Genomic DNA, 20,706 nt, shown 5'->3' with positions numbered 1-20,706 from the left:
CTCATGAAGATAAGAACGCAATTTTTGTTTTTGGTCGTTCACCTATTTAGCACAGAGCTGCTAAGTGCGCAGTCTACTGGTGTTTTGAATAATGGGGCCATCATTGCCGTTGAAAGTGGAGCTTTTTTTAAGGTATTAGGTGGTTCGGCAGCGTCAGTAAATATTGCTGATGATGGCATTTTGCATGGCGATATAGCGTTGGAGGGAACGATCTACCTTGAGGGAAATTGGATCAATAACACGACTGTGATAAATGTGCTTGACGATGCTACAGGAACAGTCGTTTTTGGTGGAGTGTCGCCAGTCATCACTGGCGCTTCGAAGACACATTTTAAGAACGTTGGCGCAACCAACGATTTGACCCTTGGGCGAGATGTAAATTTAAGAGGTGTTTTGTCGATGGGGGCTTCCAGCGTTGTGCTGGGCGACTATGACCTGACCGTAACTCAAGATGGTGCTATCGACTTTACCAGCGGATGGGTGAAAACCACAGGCTTGGGAACCTTAACTATGCCTGTAGCCAATGATAATACGCCCGTTGTTTTCCCCGTAGGCGAGGCAACTTATACGCCTATTGCTATCACCCAGTCGGCGACAGGTGCTGCCGGCAACTTCTCCGTAAGGGTGCACGACAACGTGCTGGAAAACGGGGTGATGGGCGATCCGGTTTCGCTGCCACGGGTAAACAAAACCTGGCAGGTTGGAAGCGATGCGGCAGTCATCGATGTGTCATTTACAATGTACTGGAATACGGCGGATGAATCTGCATCCTTCGATAGAGACCGTTCTTACGTTAGTCACTATACTGGTGGCGCATGGGACGCTAACTCGGCAGCTTCAGCAAGTGGCCTGGGGCCCTTCTTTACCACCCGATCAGGTATTACCTCACTGAGTCCCTTTTCTGTATTGGGAGAAGAGGAGGTGCTTCCTGTTGAGTTTATTGACGTTTGGATTGAGGAAAAGGGCCAAAAGACAGTGTTGAATTGGAGCACGGCCTGGGAAGAGAATAATGACTATTTCAGCGTCGAAGAAAGTACCGATGGTGTTTACTTTGGTACAGTTGCAGAATTGGACGGAAGTGAATCCACCCAGGGCATTAACAGGTACAATAGCCCGCTAAGCCCGAAAGCTGGGTTATCTACTTACTATCGGGTCAGGCAGACTGATTTTGATGGCAAATACAGCTTTTCTAGAACCGTACGCTATAATAATGCCGATTTGCGCCAGGCTGAATTGAAAGTGCACAATGTTAGCTTCGACAAGCAAGGGCGAAGCCTAACCTTCGACGTATTCGCTGCTGATAGTGACCAGGCTTATTTAACCCTTTTCGGAACAGGAGGAAATGTGCTTGCCGAAAGTGGTGTCTATTTGCACAAGGGACAGCAGCATATCACTCTACCAATCTCAACTGACCTGATATCAGCTACTATGTATGTCCTGAAAGTATTCGATGGCCATGCTGAAAAAACAGTGAAATTTGTGCTCAAATAGACAAATTCCCGCTGACATTTGCTTTACACTTCTTTTGCCGACAGGGATAGTTAATGCTCCCTGCAGAATACAACGCCGTGTTCAAAGCTCCAGGTTCTCGCTACCCGAGTTTTTCTATCAATTGCCCACTAGAAAAACGAAAAAGGGGGGAGTGACTACTCCCTCGGCGGGCTAAGCATAATATGTGCTCTGTGAGTGCCCGGGTTCATGATCCATGGCTGTCCTGCAAATTCTGGTTTTGTAGGAAGGCCGGTTGACTCAGAAGTTTCAAAAGGAACATACACCACATATCTTAAGTAGCCATTAACCACCTCACCGGAAGACCAGGTAACATCGCCATCCTCAGCATTGTAAACATAGAGTGTACTGCCCTTGGGAATATTTATTTTCCCAGCTTTTGTTTCAGTTTCTCTGATGTCGAATATTTCCTGCGAGGTTTTGCCTTCCTTTTTTAATTCTCTGCCTCTCGCCATAAACGGATCGAGGTCTTTTTGATAACACGCCACATTGAAGCCTTTTGAATTCGGGTCGTCGGCGAGGCAAATTAGCCCATTTGTTCCCTCACGGAGGGTGATGAACTCTCCTGCACTATCGTACCCGTAAATTTTGGCTCCGTCCTTAAGCTCCGTTGGTGCGGCAAGCAAGGCTGTTTTCATTTGAATATCTGATGAGGGAACGTCCTGACCAAAGCCACTGACGTAAGTAAGAAGTAAAAGACCAACAAGTGTAATCGTCTTCATAATTTTGATTTTTAGAGGATGCACAACCCTGGCGTAGGAGGAGTATGCCTGCTCATTCACTAGCAGCCAGGGGTTTAGTTAGGTGAATTTAGAAAAAACTTAGGTTATTATTGGCCTTGCTGGTTGTATTGTTTGTCGAAACACAATTCGTAATAAGGCCTCTAAGCAGTGTTGGGAGACTATTGGAGTTTTCATTTGTCGAATTTGGGATACGCTTAGGCATCTTCCGGTCTTGCCATTCGTTAATTTCGTTGTACAATTAACTCCTTCCATCAATCTGAGTGAGGTTTTTTTATGTTCAAAAAATTCGCTTTTAGAAAGTAAAAACGTTGCATGAGTATTTGGTCAAAGTATAAGGAGTTGGTAGCGTCAAGGCTATCAAATGGGTCTGTTCCTGATGTAAAGGGAGTTGACTACTGGCGAGACAAGCTGTTTCATGTCATAGTGGTCTACACATTACCTGTGTGCATGATAGCCTATATTCCAGCAATGGTTCTATGCTATTACCTTGATCAGCCCTATATAGCATTTTATGACAGCCTGGCTATAGCGTTAATTGTACTCGTTACGTTTTCAACGAAACTAAGTCTTCGTTGGAGAAAGCTCTTGTTTGTGGGCACAATGTACCTACTGTCAATCACCCTGTTGTACTATATGGGGGTATACGGGCCTGGTCTTCTGTATTTGTTGTCTACCGTCATTTTTGTGAGTCTCATTTACTCCAGCAAACTGGCATATTGGTGTGTTGTTGTCAACGGAGCTATCTGTGTTCTGTTTGCGGTTTTTATGCACCTTGGTTTGATGGATTCTGCTCTGGTGAATATTTACACGCCTGAGGCCTGGCTGGCTGTTGCTTCAAATCAGGTGCTGTTAAGTGTTTTGTTTGCAGTCTCTATTCAGATACTCACCTCGGGCTTTGCCCAAACACTTGAAAAGGAAAGTATACTCAAGGAAAATATAAAAAATGAGGTGGTTGAATCTGAGAGGCTTGTCAAAGAGCTGAAAATCAAGAACGAGGAAATGGAGCAGTTCACTTATATAGCTTCACACGATCTTCAGGAACCCCTCAATACCATACTGGGCATAACTGAAATACTTAAGCTGCCGAGTTCAAAGAAAGGAGAAGGAGATTTTGAAAAGAGCCTGGATTACATTTCTTTTTCGGTCGAACGATTGAAGCTGTTAATTAAAGGGCTTTTGGACTATTCCCGCATTGGCAGGCAACTGGCAGTGGAAGAAGTTAGCAGCGAAGCGGTGATAAAAAATGTTGCCAGCGACTTGTACTCGGCCATCTCAGAAAGTGGCACAAAGGTGCTGATTGATGAGTCAGTCAGGCGCATGGGCCCGATAGCAGTTTTTCTGCTAGACTTCAATCAGTTGTTTCAAAACCTGATCAGTAATGCTATTAAATTCAGGAGCATGTCTGTGAAACCTGTTATAGAAGTGTCAGTCAAGGAACGAAGTGATTTTTTTGAATTTTTAGTGAAGGATAATGGCATAGGAATAGATAAGGATAATCTCGATAAGATATTCGTTATTTTTAAAAGGGCCCACAGTGATGCCTCTTACGAAGGGACCGGAATAGGGTTAGCATTCTGCAAAAAGATAGTGGAACTCCATGGAGGTCAGATTTGGGTGGAGTCAAAAGCAGGCAGCGGAAGTAGCTTTTACTTTACTATTTCCCGGCATCTCGCAAAATGATGGTCAGACTACATTGAAGTTATTTATTGTTGTATTTCTAGATGTGATTGACATGCAGAAGACCGCCCATCCTTTTCATATAAATATTTGAAGGAAAATTTATGTTTTGCCAATCCACAACTGCTAGTTTCGTGCGTATATAGGATTGAATCCTATTATGAATAGACTACTTTTCTATCTTTTCTGGTTTGCATTTTTTTTAACTCCAACGATGGCTATTTCTCAAGATTGCCTGGAACAGTTGGATAGCGCTAACTACTACTCAAAAATAGATAGGGTAAGGGCCTTGTACTTTGCTGATCAACTCATCGCAAAGCTCGACTCCGGGCTTTGTCAGAGGGAGGTGGGGTACGCAGAGGCATACAATAATATTGGACTTATTTACCTGGGCTTTGCAGAGCACAACAGGGCCATCAGAGCCATTCAGAACAGCCTGAAGCAAGAAGTGGAGCAATATGATAGCCTGAGCCCCGGGCTTATCAAGATATGTTTGAACCTTTCCGTGGCTTATCAGAACAATAGCGACTACCTGGCGGCTGAATCGTATCTGCTTTGGGCAGACTCGCTTGTGCGAAAGAATTATTCCGAACAGAGCCCTATATACCTGGACGCCACTTACAAAAATGGTCTCTTCTATATGGAAGTTGGTCAATATGAAAAGAGCCGACTCCAGTTTGAACGGGCACTTAAGTTGACCTCCCAGTATTTTTCAGAAAATGACTCCATAAAGGGAGCCTTGCTGACAGAGTACGGAACACTGCTAAGGGACATGGGCGACTTTGAGGAGGGTGAAGCAGCATTGAACCAGGCGATAGAGGCGCTTAAGGGAAAGAATGAGGTTATGCATCTGCGGGCACTTGACAGGTTGGCAGCGATAAAGCTTGATAGAGGTGAATTTTCCACTTCGGAGAATCAACTATTGAGCAACCTACAGTTAAAAAAGGAACGCTATCCTTCGGACTCACTGTTTAGAATCGAAACACTTAATAGCCTGGCTGTATTGTACTTTAAGGTCAATGACCTTGTGACCTCAGAGGCATATTTTGAGAACTTGTTGAACTATGCAGGCAGCAGGACTGAAATATTGCCCTATGTTACCAATAACATCGGCGCCATCTATTCGAAGAAGAAAGACTACAAAAAGGCTTTTGTCATGTTTCAGGAGAGTGCTGCGGCTATGCGGGAGCTGTATGGGGGCGTTCACCCCGACTATGCTAACGTGCTGAGTAATTTGGCAAATTGTCAGAAAAGCCTGGGAGATATTAACAGCGCTCTCAATATGTATATGAGAGTGCTTGACCTGGACAAGACTATTTATGGCCCCGAAAACCCCAGGTATGCTACTACGCTTAACAATATAGCACTGATTTATCAGGCGTTTGGGTATGTAGAATTGTCGGAGAAGCTTTTGCAAGAGGCGCTGAAGATCAGGAAGGAAAAGCTGGGAGAAAAACACCCGATGTATGCAAAGAGCCTCAACGACCTGGGTGTTCACTTCCTGAATAAGGGTGATACACTTCAGGCACTTGAGCATTTTGACGTGGCATTAAAAACAGAAATTCACCATATGCAATCGGTGTTTCCTGTACTCACAGATCAACAAAGGCAGCTATTTTTTGAAGACATCAAGTTTAACCTGGAGCGTTTTGCGAGTATTTCTTTCGGGAAAAGATATTTTGAAACAGAGTGGACTGAGAAGGTTTATAATTACTATTTGAACACAAAATCAGTTTTGTTTTATGCGGCCGACAAGATGCGGACTACCATGTTGGAAAATTCAGATCCCGCCGTGAAAAATAGCTTTATTAAATGGAGAGAGGCGAAGTATACGTTGGCTCAAAGCTACCTTCTTTCCGAACATGAGCTGGCGCTGAGGGGGATCAATATTGCAAGCCTGGAAGATCAGTGCAATAACCTGGAAAAAAAGATGGCGCTCCTCTCATCAACGTTCTCTTCTCAGAGTGAGCTGTCTTTCTATAACTGGCAGGACGTTGAGAAAAATATTGCTGACAGCGCAGTACTTGTAGAAGTGATCGAATTCAGGAACTACTCGTTTAAACTGGGGAAACTGGGAGCCGAGCAGGGGTTTGATGACCAAAGTAGTTACGTGGTGTTCATTCTGCAGGGGGGCTCTAACCAGCTGAAAAGGATCAAGCTTGACGGCAGTGAGCAGCTGGTGGATCAATATGCTTTCTATAAAAACTCCCTCAGGTATGGCCTTGATGACGCTTCCTCTTACAATGTTTTTTGGAAGAAAATTGATAGTGAGGTAAAAACTGACAAGAAGGTTTATTATGCTCCGGATGGCATTTATCACAAGTTAAACCCGGCCGTTTTGTATGATTCAGCCACACAGCAATACGTGTCGGACAAGTACAAGCTAGTGCATATTACCAGCGGCAAGGACTTTATCCAAACTGGTAAGGTAGCTGCGAACAAGCTAAACACAGCGGCTATTTTTGGTAATCCGGACTTTAGCAGCCTCAATTTGACTGAGCCACTCAATGCATTGCCGGAAGCGGAGCGGGAGGCGGATGACGTCACTGAGATTCTGCAGGGAGGAAAGTGGAAAGTGTCGGATTTCTATTACCTGAATGCAACAGAGAGCAATCTCAAACTTAGTCAGGATCCCGGCATACTTCACCTGGCAACTCATGGCTATTTTGAGGAAGACAGCAAGCGGCAGAGTGCGTTGCTTAACTCAGGCGTTTATCTGGCCAGGGATAAGAGCACACAAGAGGATGGAATATTAACTGCCTATGAGGCTATGAACCTAAAGCTTGATCAAACGAGGCTGGTTGTGCTCTCGGCTTGCGAAACGGCACTGGGAACGGTTAAGAATGGGGAGGGTGTTTACGGCTTACAGCGTGCCTTTTTGGTAGCAGGAGCAAGCAACCTCATTATTTCTCTGGTAAAGGTGAGTGATACCGCCACCAAAAACTTCATGAACATGTTTTATTCAGAGTTTGTGAAAGAGCATTCCATCGAGGACTCTTTTTTCACAGCAAGACAGCGTTTTAAGGAACAATACTCTGACCCATTTACCTGGGGTGCTTTTATTCTCGTAGCGAAGAAGTAACTACAACATCACTATTATTTCGTCGCCTGGTTTCAAGTCTTCTTCCAGCTGATTTATTTCGAATATCAGCTCTTCAATGGTTTTGAACTTCCTGGCGATCGATTCAAGCGACTCACCTGGTTTTACTGTGTACAGAAAGAAATTATCATCTATGTCTTTTTGATTGATCAGGTTGCGCATGCTTGGTGTTCTGTGCTCAGTACCAAAAACTCTCAGTGTGTTTCCCTCTTTGACAGTCCTGGCGTCTATTCCATTCCAGCTCAGTAGTTTTTCAGGCTCAATACCGAGGTTTTGAGACACTATCTCGAACTCAAGCGTTCTCATCACAAGAAAAATCTCAGGTTTGGTGTAGTTGACCTCGGATTTAGTGTGGACAATAATTTCCGCTCTTCTGTTGAAGAACTGGGCATACCATGAGTCTCTTTCAGATATCGGTTTTTCCTCCCCGATGGCAATGACCCTCATTTTTGATTCAGGAACTCCTTTGGAAAGGAGGTATTTCATAATTGAAACACCTCTGTTTTCGCTCAGCGTCAGGTTATAATCTTTGTCACCTCGGCTATCGGTGTGTGTCGCAATGTCGATCAGTACAATATTGTCCTGATCGAAATGACTTACAAGATCGTTAAGGGCCACTACAGTTTCATTTCGGAGCTGGTAGCGACCGTAGTCGAAGTATACTTTCTCGAACGAGTATTCATAATAGGTTCCAGTTGTGTCGACTTCTGTTACACTAGCATTTTGGTTGCTCGCAGTAGTTATGGTGTATTTACTAGAAAGGCTGTCTGGGGTAAGCAGATAGGTAAACTGTCCGGCATTGTTAGCGAGTGTCAAAATCTCCGTCCTTGAGTCAATAGTCAAGCGGACAAGCTCACCCGGAGCCACATCAGTGCCATGAATATTGATAAGATTGGTCGCCGCTCCATTTGTGGCAGGACTACCAGAATCTCGGCCTGTTGGAAAAAAGATGTCGTACCCCTGGTAGTCGTCCATCCGGAAAGTGTAAAGATCAAGTGACGAGGCTGTGTAATACTGAAAGTCAATGATCGCATCGTTGGTCATGATGTACTCAAAAAACTCCTTAAGACTGCCGTAAGGAAAGGTCATGACGTCAAGTTCTTTGCCATCTCTGTTAGATGAGAGATAGCCGCTTTTTCCAAGGAATAGATAGGTGTCGTCCAGAGTGCTATTAAAGGGCACTCCGAGGTTAAATACTTTGGGTTCAAAAAAGGACAGTTGCTTGGCCAGGTACAGATCAAAACCACCGTAGCCCGCCAGGCCGTTGGAGGCGAACGTCAGGCAGCTATAGGCAGGGGAGTAGAAGGGCGTTATTTCGTCGCCCTGCGTATTGATTCTTTCCCCGAGATTGATAGCGGTTGTCCATCTGCTGCTGTCAATCCGAAGGCTCATCCAAATATCAAGACCGCCCTGACCTCCGGGCCTGTTGGAGGAAAAAAAGATGGTGTCGGCGCTTGCTGTTACAAAAGGATGCTTTACATCGGTGCCAGGCATGTTGATAGTAGTATCAAGCTCTACAGGCGCTGTCCAGTTTTTTCCATCCCAGGTGGTGACAAGTACTTTGCAGGTGCTTTCTTTGTTGCAGTCGCTATAGTAAAACCTACGTCCGTCTGCGGTAAAAGACCCGGTTCCCTGCGACCAACGGGTGTTGAGCTTTTTGAAAAATGAGGTCTCTTTCCATTTATCGTTGTTGGCCTTGCCGTATGACATAAGGCTGGGCAGGTAGTCGCCAAATTTAGGGTCATAGTATTGGAGAGAGTGTACTTTTCGGGTTGTGGACATCACAAGGTTGCCATTAACCGGCCACTCTATTACCCCAAGGTCGTTTTGATCCGAATTAACGTCTGTTAAAGAAGTCAGTTTATACTTGGGCTTTGCTCGCTGGAGCCTCATGCCCAGCTCACAGCCAGCCTTCTGAAACTTAACCAGCGACAAAAGTTTTTGCTGGCTGGCTGGTTCGAGCTGGAGGAAAGTGCTAAAGATGGAGTCCGCAGCCTTAAAGTCTCCCTTGATCTTTGTCAGAAACCCATGGTAGTAAATGGAGGACGGTTGATGAGGGCCGGAAACCAAACTCAGCGCACTGAATTTCTCTTCCGCCGTGCTGTAGTTGGTGCTCTTTAAGTAGCTAAATGCCTGCCTGTATCTCGACTCAAGGTCGCTGGGTGAAAGGGAGATGACTTTCTCGTAAAACTCAGCAGCTTCCAGGTATCTTTCTGCATCGTAGTATTCGTCCGCCACCTTCTTCAGTTTATCGACAGACTGACCGGAGACATGCAATGAAAAAGCAAGCAGCAACGCAGACCAAAAAAATTTCATGTGTATAAAATTTGTTTTTCAGCGGCCACATGGAATAGCTCAAATCCCTTTGAAATGAAAGTTACTTGCTCTACGACTTTATTCATTTCCGATGGGTATCGCTCTCCTTATGGCTATTTCATGTTCTAGAATATTGGGCTGTTAACCTTGAACGGGTTATTGCGAAAGTTGAAGTCATATCCCAAAGATACTTCAAATGATGGTGCAATTTGACCATAAATCTCATTGTTACGATAAGTATTCGAATTAAGGTCGTAACTAACGCCAGCGCTAAAGTCATTGATTTTAAAACCGCCCAATACGATGAATGAATCAAACAACCGGTACCATGTGCCCACTTGCAGGGTCAAACCAACATCGGACATGGTGCTATTGATCTGATGGGACAGGTAAGTGCCGAAGTTCACCTGATAGCTTTGTGATGAGTACGCCACCAGAAGGGAAGGGTGTACGTATGTTTTCGGCGTTACTATAAACTTGGCGTTTGATACAAGCTTGAATAGTATCGGATTATCCGAAAGGTAGAGCCCGCCAAAGCGGCTTTTTGGCGTGTTTAGATTGTCGGCAGAGAGCCCAATAGTAAACGACCGATCCCTGAACATCGCATTGGGATTGTCGATGGCGGAATACAAAACGCCAAAATTGAAAACAGGGTGGTAAGACGACAGCTTGCCTATGTCCTCAGGGTTTTGTGTGTTGTCGAAGCCGATATAGGGATTGTACTGCGAGCCCCACTGCAACCCGTTCAGAGAGATTCTGGTTTGTGTAACGCCTCCCTGTAACCCAAAGATCAAGGTGTTGTTCTTTAGCCTTTTTAGCTTGAGTGCATAGGCGCCTGTAAGTAATATTTTTTGTGTAGAAAAGGCACCCTGAATGCCCTGAGTTTCCTTAAAGAAGGTAAGACCCGCTCCACCTACCTGAAATTTCCTGCTGGTATTTTGAAAAACAGGGTAGGAGACAGTGGCCTGACTGAGGTCGTGAAGGGAACCATCGCCTGCCAGCTTGCTTTTATTGAAGTTAATTCGTGCAGAGAGATACGGGTTTGTTCCTGCAAACGCCGGGTTAACAAAAATGGCACTGGAGTAAAACTGCGAAAACTGCCCGCCCTGGGCTTTTATCTGTCCAATGAACAAAAGAAAAATAAGGCCGGTGAGTGTGCTTCTTTTCATCGCAGTAAAATGAATGATCCTTTTTTACTGAATGACCCTTGCGGAGTAACCACCTGAACGGAATAGTAGTAAACGCCTTCCGAGGCCGCCGCACCACCGTTTGTGGTTCCGTCCCAACCCAGCTCGTCAAGCACCGCATCGGTTTGGTTGACGTGGTACATTTCAACATTATACCCGTCCCAGATCGCCATTGTGAACTTTTCGACGGGGACGCCAGCAAGAAACGGCCTGAAGCGCCTGTTTTCCTCCAGAGAGGCACGAGGCGCAAAGATGTTGGGCACGAAAAAAGCAGGCCCGGAGCTCAAGGGCATTCTGCCAAGGCTGACATACTTAGGCTCGTTTCGCAGTACCAGAGTTTTGGCAGAAGTCAGCATGCCGTAAGTCAGCGAATCGGTGTCGGTGAGTGAGCCTATGCCCAGCTGAAAGTACTTCCCCTCTTCGGCATCTAAATGAGCTACTACCGGCCCGTACCTGTGAGCCCGTATTGTTTGAGGGTTTACCAGAGAGTTTAGCTCAAAACCGTCAAAATTGACCTCGACGGTCGTGGCCAGGTTTTCTTCGCTCTCTTTGGTAACTATCCACTGCGCTTCATCTGCCAGGCCGATCAGTGAATCACCCGGCACCAGAAGGGAAACGTCAGGAATCGCTATTTCAACAGCAATTTTATCTCCCTGTGATGTTTGCAGGAGAGAGAGGCTGTTGAAGTATCCGCCGATTCCCGTAGGGTAGTAAAGGGCATTTCCAGTCGATGTTTGGCTTATCTTTCCCTCAATATAGCTTTCCGACGAACCGCCAGCGATCTGCCCACTGCTCACATGAACCTTTGTGGCTTGTGGGTAAAGGTAGCCTTTGCTCATATCCAGTATACCGGATACTTCCATAGTATTGGCGATCAAAAACAAGCTACCCTGCTTCAAAAGGGTGAGATTGTTGGCGAACAGTGCAGTGCCAGTCAGCTTTTGGTCGATGACTCCAGTAAACTCCATTGAGCCAACTGAGGTGTTTGCGGTAAAGTCGACATCTTTGTTTAAAACCAGTGTGCCTCTGTTATCAAGGGAACCTTCAAAATTTGCTTCGTTGCTGAAAAACACCTTCGCATTCCCTTCTATGTACATAGAGGCATTGGGCTGTAGCGTAAACGGCTGAGCCAGGCATTGCACACCTGCAAAAAAGATCGATATGAAGAAAAGAAAACGCATCTCTATTCCTGGCTGGAAGTAGCAGCTTTTGCGGTAGTTGTTGATTGGATAAGAAGATCCAGTTTTGCTTCGAGGGCTTTGAATCGCTCGTCGTTGGAGGATAGTTGGGCTTTCATTTCTTCAACTTCTTCCTTCAGGTTAGACACCCTGGCGTGTTCTTCTTTGAGGGCTTCTATGAGGATGGGAATGAGGCCCTGGTAGCTCACACTCTTGATTCCACTTGGGTTATTCATAATAAGTTCAGGGAAATACTTCTCCAGTTGCTGAGCGATGACACCATATTGTATCATGCCATTTTCGTCGCTTTTCCAGTAATATGTATATCCATTTACTTGCATCAATTTGTCTAAAACACCTTGAATTTGCTCGATATTGGTTTTTAGAGTTTCATCACTTGGTCCAGTGGCAGTAATCTGCCCCTTGTTGTTGTAAGTAATTGCGCCACCGATTAGGATATTGTAAGTCGTTCCTACAACAACATCTTTAATTTGTAGTTGATCAGAAGAAACCTCAAGACCACCTGTGGGAGCTACATTTGCTGCCAATGCTACACCCCCGCCACCGGTTAGACCATTACCAGCTACCGCTGTGTTGAGGTCGAAAACGCCAACGGCTCCATCTTGAATTTGAGCACTGCTCACGTCATCGGCGAATGCTAAGGCACCGAGAGGCATCCAGCTAGCGTTAGCGCCATTGGTGCCTAAGAAATATCCAGCCAATGGTGCCGATTGGGCAGGTAGTACGCCGAGAGGGGTTAAATCAATGGTTGTTCCTGATCCTGTCAGTGACAGGATGTTGCCAGCAAGGCCAAGTGTCTGGAATTCATTGGTAGCATCGGCATCAGCATCGTTTACATTATCAGTGCCAGCTCCCCAATCTGAACCATTCCATTTTAACACCTGTCCAACACTGGATGGAGCAGTCGATCCTAGAGCAAAAGAGCCACCACTTGTAAGACTAACTGTATTTCCGATTTTGGAAATAGTTTGCTGGTAAGGGCTTAAGTCAATGTTTGTGGCCGATCCGTTGTTAGTGATAGTGAGTGTATTCGCAGTCAGATCCAGGTCTTGAATCTCGTTGGTTGGGTCGAAGTCAGCATCATTTACCAGTGAGCTAAGGTCAGCCGCTGTACCACCAGAAATACTGAGCGTTGTTCCAGCCAAAGACAGATCCTGCGCATCAGTATTGTCCATGTATGGAGTCAAATCCGCCGACAGCGTACCACCAGCATCTGTTAGTTGCAGGTTGTTTCCGCTGAAAGCAAAGGTGGTATTGAGTTCGTTAGTAGCATCCGCATCCGCATCGTCCACATCATCACCATCGGCAAGGTCGGCGGGCACGTTCCCAAGATCACCAAAATCACCACTAAAAAGCGTTGGCAGGTTCGTCAGGCTGTTGTAGTCGCCATCAAAATCGTCGGTTACATCAGTATCATAATTAGATAAGTCAACCTGAGCCAGGGTGGGGTCGTTTGTGAGTTTCAATACTCCGCTACTGAACTCCAGCGATTGAAGTTCATTTTCAGGGTCAGCGTCGCTGGTAGTAATAAGGCTGCTTAAATCAACTGTGTTGCCACGGTCGATGGACAGGTTGGTGCCCTCAAATGTAAGGTTCTGTTTGTCAGTGTCAATACCGGCCAGGTCAACTTCGTTAGCGCCTGACACTTTAAGCACACTGCCATCAAGAGATAACGTTTGAAGATTTTGTGATACCAGCAATTTATTCCATGCTGATCCGTTCCAATAGTAAAACAATCCTTCGGTGTCGTCAAATACCATCAGCCCTTTTTCCGACGCCTGCAATTGCATGGCTAGTCGTTGGGAGGTAGTAAGGCGGGGAATAAGAAGGCCCTGGTTATTGTTGGGTGAACTGAGTTGAAGGACAGCGTTGGGATTGGGTGTGGCGGTGTTGATGCCAACAGAATTGCCCTGGGAAAATGCGTCAGTAGACAGTGCTACAACAATGAGCCCGGCGAGGCCCAAATAGTGACTAAAACGGTACATAAGCTCAAAGGTTGGTACACAAAACTATTTCAATGTAACCGAAATTGTGATATTTTAATAATGCTGGTCTCATAAAGTTAATGGATGCGTGCAATTTCATTAAAATGAACCTCTTTCTTATGTTACAAATTATAACATACTTGGACTATTTGAGGATTTAATAAATAGGCTCTGGAAAAGCGAAAGCCCTGTTTTCTCTAAGTACGAACTTTTTGGCTATGTTGGATTTAGCCAAGTATTAATGTTATTTGCTGAGCAATATTTTTTTGCAATTTTTTTAAAATTATTTGGGTTTGAAGACGAAATCGATACCATATTGCCTGTTGCTTCGTAAGGGTTGATTATTAAAAAAGCACTCGGAGTTACCCACTACATTCGACACTTCAAAAAACTCTTTGATCACTATCTCATTCCTGCTTTTGTATTCTATTGGATAAAAATATTGTAGCGGGTCTTGCCTGCTTCCAAACCACAACCTCTCATCTTCAGCCACATAAATGGCCCCAAGGATGTTGCTGGTTTGCTCAACAAACTCAAAGTCGCTGCAACCGGCACATTTTAAATACCTCGACACAAATAGTATTCTATTGTACAGGCTATCTTTGGTAAAGCTTAGCTCCATATTTACTTCAAGTCGGCCGTAGTCGCCAGCCTCGTAAGAGTATTCGGGTATGGCCTGATCAAACAGGCAGTCCCAATTGAAGGTCGACGTTGGCTCATCTTCAAAAACATAGCTTTTGGAAACCCATGTGTGGGCTGAAAGTAGCTCATGGGGGGTAATGATATTGTCTTCCTTACTACAGCTGAGCAAAGGAAACAAGAAAACCAGTAGCCAGCGTATGGGTTTTAACATAGTATATTGAATGTTGTGAGACGAAACAAAGTAACCCTTGTAAACCTGCGTGTTCGGTGAAAGCATTGAATCGTTCGATAAGGTACCTCTTTTTTATCGATGAATGTTGTGACAACGTATGATACAGGCTGGTTGCATATCTTTAGCAACATTTACCCTGGCAGCCAAAGCTTCTGCAGCCGTTCAAATTCTACATTGTCATGCTGTCACTTACACGGTAATCACAAAAAATCCAAAGGATCAAATGAGCCACCAATAATTGATTCATGTTTCACGTTCAAATGCTTGCTCAACAGGGTGGAGTAGATGGCCCTGAAATCAACCTGATAAATTAAATCCCCGTTTTGGTCGAGACTTGAAAGATCGGGCATGGTATTGACCAGGCCTTGTCGTTTAAGATTGTCTCCAATGACAAAGGCCACATTTGCAGTGCCATGATCCGTCCCCTCACTGGCATTTTCTTGCACTCGCCTGCCAAACTCAGAAAACGTGAAAATCACGGTCTCCTTGAATTTGCCGTTTTTAGTTAAATCATTTACGAATGATTCGACGGCATCGGCGTAAATACTTAGACGAGTCTCTTGAGTTTTGCTCTGATTTTGGTGAGAATCGAAACCACCCAATGAAGCATAATAGATCGACGTTTCGGATCCCCCAATAATTAAATCGGCAATCAGTTTTAGATCTCGTCCCAAACTAGTGCCGGGATACTCCCTGCCGCTTGGAGATTGATCCATCTTTCCTTTGAGGTAAGCTATAGAAGAGTGGGTGTCTGCAATTGTCTTATACAGGTAGCCAAGGTTGCCTTCAGACAACATTTCTTTACCATCTTCTGCAAAATTCTTTGACAATGAATTATAGATTTGATTATTCATTGATCCGAGTGAACTCCCGGTGGCAAATCCATTTACCTTCTCTCCTTTTAATGCAAATGAAAGGCTTGAGGTTGCCTCTACGGCACCGTGGGAAGGGTAGCACTGAGCGTCAAGATACCTGCCTATCCATCCTGAAGACAGGTATTGATCCGAGTCAGAGGCGGAATGCCAGATGTCCATCGACCGAAAGTGCGACCTGTTTGGATTGGGGTAGCCAACAGAGTTGATTATCGCCAGATGGCCCTGGTCATAAAGTCGCTTAAATGGCATGAGGCCACGATTTAATCCAATTTCATCGTTTAGAAGAATAAGGTCACTTTTTGGCAAGCCTATCTTTGCCCGGTTTTGATAGTACAAGTCGTTATTGAACGGCACGAGGGTGTTGAGGCCGTCATTTCCACCTGATAGCTGAATAATAACAAGGTTTCGGCCTTCGAACATAATTGACCCACTACTTTCGAAGGGTTTAAGGAAAAGCGGGACGAATGCAGCCGATGTCGCAAATGATGTCCTCTTTATAAACTGTCTTCTTTTCATGCTTTCTAATAAGTTTGGTATTCGGGTAGACTTAGAACAGCCAGCGTAAATTCCTCAATTGAGTCGGTCTCGTTAAAGGAGTATTCATAGTTCTGAAGTGTCAAAGGGTTGCTTTGCAATAAAAGGCTTAGAATTTCAACATGAGGAAGCTTTTTCACATCTTTTTTAAAGAAATCCCAATCTACAGAGGAAAAGAGGTTTCGTTTGGAAGGGTCACTTTCTAAGTAAGTGTCTTCGTCGCCATCAGTATCCTCCCAATCCAGACTGCCATTGTTCAATATCAATGATGGGAGTCTAAGTCGGTAAGCAAGAGTGGAGTTGTCAATCCACGTTTTCCCCCCAGGCCACCCTGCTACATTTGGAGGATAAAATAGTCTTTGATTTAGAGCTTTTTGAGCTCTCAGGAGGCCGTCTTTCTTGGTGTAGCTAACTTTAAAGGATTTGCTTAGCCCCACTACTAAGTCAATCGGTGATTTGATATTGCAGCCGATGTTGTTTTGGGAGTAAAACCAATCGGACGTAAAGATGAACTCCATAAGCTCCGAAATATTGTAGTTCCGCCGGAATACATCGGCCATTAGTTCCACAAGCTTATCGTCCACTTGCTCATTAACAAATGACTTATAAATCTTTTGGCAAATGAAGATACTCGTTTCCTTTTGTTCAAGGATTATATCAATTATGCCATCTCCATCAAGGTTGCCGGTAACCCCCTTGAAGGTTTTTTGAGAATTGTCATGTTGTTTTGTGTTGATAAAAAAGTCACCATCTTTATTGGTCTTCCAGCCAGTAAAAGCCTTTGCTACTTCTTTGATGTCCTCCTCCGTGTAATTGCCAATACCAAGAGTAAACAACTCTAAAAGCTCTCTAGCGAAATTTTCATTAGGGTGTTCCTTTTGATTTTGTCCGGTGTTAAGAAACTGCATTATCGCCGGCGACTTGGAAACCTCCCTCAGAAGGGTGTCAAAGTTCCCAAGTGCATTCTTTCGTATGGTATTAACCAGGTCTTTCAGGTAATGTGCGTTTCCAATATTGCAAGCAAAATGTCCGTGCCAAAAGAGTGACATTTTCTCATTCAGAACATAGTCTGAAGAGATGATCTCAGTGAGCCAGTCAAAGTTTAGGTACTGTTTTTGTTGTTGCTTAATTCTGGAGGGGCTGATTTTTTTTGGAGGTATTTCTTCCTTAACGAATTCCTCACTGCGCAGCTGCAATTGAGTCACCTCTCTTGGTTTTAGCAGTTGCTTGACGAGGCGGGCTTGTCCTCGTTTAGTAGCTCTTTTTAGTTCCCTGTTGGAAATACCAAAGCCAGCTCTCCAATAAAGATGTTTAACTTGTTGTTGCGTCATTCTACCCATAACAGTAAAATTTTTATGCCTGGTTTGATGATCAGTCCAAGCAACAACTCAGACAAATAGCTTGCCAGTTGGGGTCAGGAGTCGCCAATTATTAACTATTTCGTATTCGCATCGTTAATCTCCACCCAATACCCATCGGGGTCTACGATGTATATTTGGCTGGCGCCATCAATGCGAACATTCGATTCGCCAGGTTTTCCCTGCCAGCTCTCAAAAGGGATGCCTACTTCGGTTAAATGTTTCATATAGGGCTTTATATCTGACGTATGCAGACAGATGTGCATGTTTTTTTCCATCTGTATTTTGCTGTTATCGCCCTGAATGATGTGAAGCTCTTGCCCATTGCCCAGGTAGAACCAACGGTGTCTGCCATCCTTGATAGGACAATCCATTTCTTTCAGGCCAAGGGCTTTCATGTAAAATTCAGCACTAACGTTCATGTCTTTGACGTAAAGGGCATAATGATCGAACGACAGGGGTGGCAACTTCTGAGCGGACTGGGCAAAGCTGCCAGCGCAGAAAATAAGTGACACAGCGAGAATGGAGAAAATGTGTTTCATGTTAGGTGTTTGTTTAAGATCTGTTTTATTGTGGTGTGTCCGTCTGGCTTGCTAAAGAAATATAAGCCACCTTCCGGTAATTCCCTGGGCTCTTTCTTTCTTTCTTTAATCGACTGTTCATCACTTGACCAAAGCAAATTAATTTCAGGAACGACCTGAACTACAAGCTAGCACTTTTATTGTTTTTATGACAGAAAAGAAGGTTTTAACCGGGCCCTGCATTACTGGAACAGTTGCTCGTCGGTGTTCTGGAAATTAGTGCTGAGTGATACACCCTGCAAGGTAAGACGGAGAAACAGGGGAATCTGCATCAGAAAGATACTCGGAGCCACCGCTTCAGGTATTCTCGTCTTTTTCTCACCGTCTTACATAGCGCTTATAGCCTGGGCGTTGCTGTCGATTCCTGTTGCCAACTACCTCCTTGCCGAGTGCCTCGTTAGCTTCGCCTATCGCATTGAGGTAGGCTGGTGGATGCTGATGTTGCCGTTGGTTGCGCTTGCGGGCATTTGTGCAGCGGTTATCAGCATCCAGCCGGTGAAGGCTACCAGGGTTAATCCGGTGGAAGCGCTTAGGTGTGAGTAACACGATTTGATGCATGGCGAACACAAATAGTTTTTTCATTCAGGTGGCATAGGAAACATTCTTGTTGCTGTTACCATTCATGGTTAAAGAAATAACGCTAAATTAACAGCTATTTGAGTAGCTCCTTACGTGTATTTTGTGATTAGTATGTATATTAAACGCATTAAAATTTCAGCGTATTTTTTATACACATCTCAATCTAATCACTATGAAGACTTTTTTTACTCTTTGCCTCTGTCTGATTCTGTCAGGGGAGCTTTTAGCATCTGACTACTACTGGGTAGGTGGTTCAGGCAACTGGTCGGACTTCAGTCACCATTGGGCGACTACTTCGGGCGGCATCACCTTTCACACGTCTGCGCCGACTACCTCTGATGATGTTTTTTTTGATGCTAATTCTTTTTCCACCGGCAGCATTGTTGTGGTCAATGTCGATGCCTTCTCAGCCAGCCTGGATTTTGAGGGAATTACCAAGCCGCTAACACTGGGCTTAGCGAATACGTTAACAGTCAGCGGTTCACTAAGTCTTTCGAACCAGATGACGCTGGCAGGTTACAAGAATGTTGTATTGGATTCTCCAAACACAGGGCTTTTGGTAAAAACCGCCGGGAATACCTACCCAGCCTCTTTAGTCTTTCAGGGCGGTGGTTCCTGGTCTTTGGTCGACGAATTGAAGACCAACACAACTACTGCGGGGCAGGGAATTAGTATTATACATGGTATTTTGAATACAAACAACCAAAAGCTCATTGTTGGACGATTTAACGGGAACACGAACAATGGGCTTTATAAGGAGGTAATTTTAGGTAACTCTGAAATACATGTTTCTGAGAGTTTTATATCCAGGCGAATAGACGTACTAAGTGCAAGTGCCTCGAAGATATACATGATGGGGCTTTTAACAACCAGCACTTTTACGGCTAAATCGGGCCAGACATTTGGTGATGTTGAGTTCCTCAATTCATCGCTTTCGTTCACCGCCACACCTTATAATGCGATTTTCAATAAAATGACTGCATACGGTTCAGTGATATTTGCGGGCAACTTTAGAACAGATTCCTTGATTTTGGCTGCAGGGAAGAGTTATAGCTTAGCCAAATCGGTTACCTCGACTGTTTACGATCACTTCGAAATTACTGATAATAAAGATTTTCCTACTACGCTAAAATCTAACTTGGCAGGCACTCTTGCCACACTAATTTTGCCGGAAGAAATTTGCGCTGAAAACCTATCGGTCCAAGATTTGAATCTTACGGGGGGCAGTTTGAATGCGGCTAAGGGGTCGGTGGACTTGGGGAATAATACGAATGTTATGTTCTATCCAACCGCAACATGTGAGGAACTCGACAATCCGCCGACAGGTACGTGGTATTGGGTAGGTGGCTCCGGTAATTGGAGCGATTATTCAAATCATTGGGCGACATCATCTGGGGGGACAGTGTTCGCTGATTCTGTGCCGGGGGTAAATGATAATGTTGTATTTGATCAAAATTCATTTAATGATGCTGATACTGTAGTATTGGATATAGAAGCTTCGGCAAAGAACATGGAATGGGTAGATGTCGCCCACTCACCATTATTCAATAGGCAGAGTAACGGGCTGACACTAACGGGTAGTCTAAAGTTTAGCTCCGAAATGAGTATATCTGGTGGAGGGGCTTGGAAATTCGAATCAGATACAATAAGCACAATAGATTTCGCTAATATTCCTGTGCTTGGAACATTTACCTTCCTTGGAGACGGCGAGTGGACTCTTTTAAGTGATTTGGTTACCAGTCAAAATATTAGATTATATCGTGGAACCTTAAATACAAATGGGTTTGACATGTCGATGAATCAATTCGATGCTACAGGATTTCAGGGATTTACCTCACTCATTTTAGGGTCATCAACACTAACTACTGGTTACCAATTTAATAGTTACGGTCTGACGGTGATGGATGCTGGAACGTCGACGATTATTTGCAATGGGTCTGGGTTAATGAGAAATTACACCTATCACAATATTGAATTAGCCCCGTTTGGCGGAGAGCTATCAGGAAACTTTACAGCTAATAAGGTGTCGATTTCAGATAACCAATATCTGGGGAACAGTTATAATGGAGGAGCTAGTCCGACCATAGATTCCCTAATTGTAAATGCTGGATCAACCCTGCATATCGATCCTGTCGGAGTGGTTACAGTGAATAGCTTCCTGGAAGCATCTGGAAGTACGATCAAATCAG

The 20,706-nt window shown here is 44.6% G+C and carries 14 protein-coding genes; 5 read left to right on the top strand and 9 right to left on the bottom strand.

Going from position 1 to position 20,706, the window contains the following annotated elements; translation table 11 throughout:
- Positions 1-3: 3 nt before the first annotated feature.
- Positions 4-1,491 (top strand): hypothetical protein, encoded by a 1,488-nt coding sequence (locus RIF36_RS01310; RefSeq protein ID WP_350119474.1) that lies wholly within the window; start codon positions 4-6, stop codon positions 1,489-1,491.
- 155 nt (positions 1,492-1,646) lie between these two features.
- Here the strand turns inward: RIF36_RS01310 and RIF36_RS01305 are convergent, their stop codons facing one another.
- A complete protein-coding gene (locus tag RIF36_RS01305; RefSeq protein ID WP_350119471.1) occupies positions 1,647-2,231 on the bottom strand; it encodes a hypothetical protein in 585 nt (194 codons plus the stop codon).
- A 333-nt stretch (positions 2,232-2,564) separates the two neighbouring features.
- On the opposite strand from RIF36_RS01305, the gene RIF36_RS01300 reads away from it, so the two are divergent.
- Positions 2,565-3,932 carry a sensor histidine kinase gene (locus RIF36_RS01300; protein ID WP_350119468.1) on the top strand — a complete coding sequence of 456 codons (1,368 nt, stop codon included), beginning with the start codon at positions 2,565-2,567 and terminating at the stop codon, positions 3,930-3,932.
- A gap of 211 nt (positions 3,933-4,143) precedes the next feature.
- Positions 4,144-7,011, top strand: coding sequence for a CHAT domain-containing protein (locus RIF36_RS01295; protein ID WP_350119465.1), 2,868 nt, complete (start codon positions 4,144-4,146; stop codon positions 7,009-7,011).
- Here the strand turns inward: RIF36_RS01295 and RIF36_RS01290 are convergent, their stop codons facing one another.
- From RIF36_RS01290 to RIF36_RS01255, 8 genes are all read right to left on the bottom strand, one after another.
- Entirely contained in the window at positions 7,012-9,345 is a 2,334-nt protein-coding gene (locus RIF36_RS01290) for an OmpA family protein (protein WP_350119462.1), read from the bottom strand.
- 125 nt (positions 9,346-9,470) lie between these two features.
- Positions 9,471-10,514: a PorP/SprF family type IX secretion system membrane protein gene (locus RIF36_RS01285; protein ID WP_350119459.1), complete on the bottom strand. Its 1,044-nt coding sequence runs from the start codon at positions 10,512-10,514 to the stop codon at positions 9,471-9,473.
- Positions 10,511-11,713 carry a hypothetical protein gene (locus tag RIF36_RS01280; RefSeq protein ID WP_350074207.1) on the bottom strand — a complete coding sequence of 401 codons (1,203 nt, stop codon included), beginning with the start codon at positions 11,711-11,713 and terminating at the stop codon, positions 10,511-10,513. The genes RIF36_RS01285 and RIF36_RS01280 overlap by 4 nt, the downstream gene beginning before the upstream one ends.
- A 2-nt stretch (positions 11,714-11,715) precedes the next feature.
- Positions 11,716-13,716, bottom strand: coding sequence for a phage tail-like protein (locus RIF36_RS01275; RefSeq protein ID WP_350149251.1), 2,001 nt, complete (start codon positions 13,714-13,716; stop codon positions 11,716-11,718).
- 283 nt (positions 13,717-13,999) lie between these two features.
- Positions 14,000-14,569 carry a hypothetical protein gene (locus tag RIF36_RS01270; RefSeq protein ID WP_350119453.1) on the bottom strand — a complete coding sequence of 190 codons (570 nt, stop codon included), beginning with the start codon at positions 14,567-14,569 and terminating at the stop codon, positions 14,000-14,002.
- A gap of 221 nt (positions 14,570-14,790) precedes the next feature.
- Entirely contained in the window at positions 14,791-15,981 is a 1,191-nt protein-coding gene (locus RIF36_RS01265; protein ID WP_350119450.1) for a DUF1501 domain-containing protein, read from the bottom strand.
- 5 nt (positions 15,982-15,986) lie between these two features.
- Positions 15,987-17,339: a DUF1800 domain-containing protein gene (locus tag RIF36_RS01260; RefSeq protein ID WP_350119448.1), complete on the bottom strand. Its 1,353-nt coding sequence runs from the start codon at positions 17,337-17,339 to the stop codon at positions 15,987-15,989.
- 95 nt (positions 17,340-17,434) lie between these two features.
- The gene (locus tag RIF36_RS01255) at positions 17,435-17,899 is read right to left on the bottom strand and encodes a VOC family protein (RefSeq protein ID WP_350075672.1); all 465 of its coding nucleotides are present in this window, start codon (positions 17,897-17,899) and stop codon (positions 17,435-17,437) included.
- A 243-nt stretch (positions 17,900-18,142) separates the two neighbouring features.
- On the opposite strand from RIF36_RS01255, the gene RIF36_RS01250 reads away from it, so the two are divergent.
- Together RIF36_RS01250 and RIF36_RS01245 are read left to right on the top strand one after the other, a co-directional pair.
- A complete protein-coding gene (locus RIF36_RS01250; RefSeq protein ID WP_350075674.1) occupies positions 18,143-18,481 on the top strand; it encodes an ABC transporter permease in 339 nt (112 codons plus the stop codon).
- 208 nt (positions 18,482-18,689) lie between these two features.
- Positions 18,690-20,706 (top strand): hypothetical protein (locus RIF36_RS01245; protein WP_350075676.1); only part of this gene is annotated, 2,017 nt, incomplete at its 3' end.

Source organism: Imperialibacter sp. (assembly GCF_040222815.1).
Lineage (GTDB): Bacteria > Bacteroidota > Bacteroidia > Cytophagales > Cyclobacteriaceae > Imperialibacter.
Note: the sequence above shows the minus strand (reverse complement) of the source record. Positions and strands in the feature narration are given on the sequence as shown.